The 1087-nt window shown below is 70.4% G+C and carries 1 protein-coding gene; it reads left to right on the forward strand.

The window, feature by feature from the left end:
* The first annotated feature begins 107 nt into the window (after window positions 1-107).
* Window positions 108-1055, forward strand: a complete 948-nt coding sequence (locus tag ACFXGA_RS40240; RefSeq protein ID WP_378098503.1) for an IS481 family transposase — start codon at window positions 108-110, stop codon at window positions 1053-1055.
* Window positions 1056-1087: the final 32 nt, after the last annotated feature.

A 1087-nucleotide genomic window follows, 5' to 3' on the forward strand; every position in this document is an offset into this window, starting at 1 on the left:
TGTAGTGACTAATCAGGTTGTTGACGGCGTGTCGGGTTGAAGACGGGAGGACCTCCGGGCGGAGTGGATGTGTCTGACGCATCCCATCGGCACACGGAGGTCCTCGCGTGCACAGTAACGCCCGCACCACCGTCCACGCCCGCAGACTGATCGTGGCCCGGCGTGCAGCCGGGTGGTCACCGGCCTGTATCGCCGAGCAACTGGGCATCTCGCGCGCCACGGTGCACAAGTGGCTGGCCCGGCATCGACGTGAGGGCGACGCCGGGCTGCTCGACCGCAGCTCGCGCCCGCACCGCAGCCCACGCCGCACCCCGGTCGAGGTCGAGGACCGCATCCTGGCCGCCCGCCGGCGGCTACGACGAGGACCGGTGCACCTGGCCGGACTGCTCGGTCTGCCCGCCTCCACCATCGGCCGGGTGCTGCGCCGCCGCGGCGAACCCGCCCTGGCCGCGGTCGACCCGATCACCGGCCTGTCGGTGCGCCACCGCCGCACCGACATCCGCTACGAACGCCGCCATCCCGGCGACCTGTTGCACGTCGACGTCAAGAAACTCGGCCGCGTCCCCGACGGCGGCGGCTGGCGGGCGCACGGCCGCAGCGAGAAAGTACGCGGCCGGGGCATCGGCTACGACTACTTCCATGTCGCGGTGGACGACCGCACCCGCATCGCCTACGTCGAGGCCCTCCCCGACGAGAAGGACATGACCTGCGCGGGCTTCCTGCACCGGGCGGTGGCCTGGTTCCGCGACCACGGCGTGGTCGTGCTGCGGGTGCTCACCGACAACGCCAAGGTCTACCGGGTCGGACGGAACTGGCGGGCGGTCTGCATCGCCCTGGCCATCCGCCGCCGCTTCATCAAGCCGGGCTGCCCCTGGACCAACGGCAAAGCCGAACGCTTCAACCGCACCCTGCAAACCGAGTTCGCCTACGCGAGAGCCTGGACAGGCAACGACCAGCGCCTGGCCGCCCTGCCCCGCTGGATCCACGACTACAACCACCACCGAGCCCACAGCGCCCTCGGCGGCCAGCCACCCATCACCCGACTGACCGCCTAGACGTCAACAACGTCACGAATCAGTACAGCTAG

Origin of the sequence: Actinosynnema sp. NPDC059335, from assembly GCF_042752395.1 — a bacterium.
Classification (GTDB): domain Bacteria; phylum Actinomycetota; class Actinomycetes; order Mycobacteriales; family Pseudonocardiaceae; genus Actinosynnema.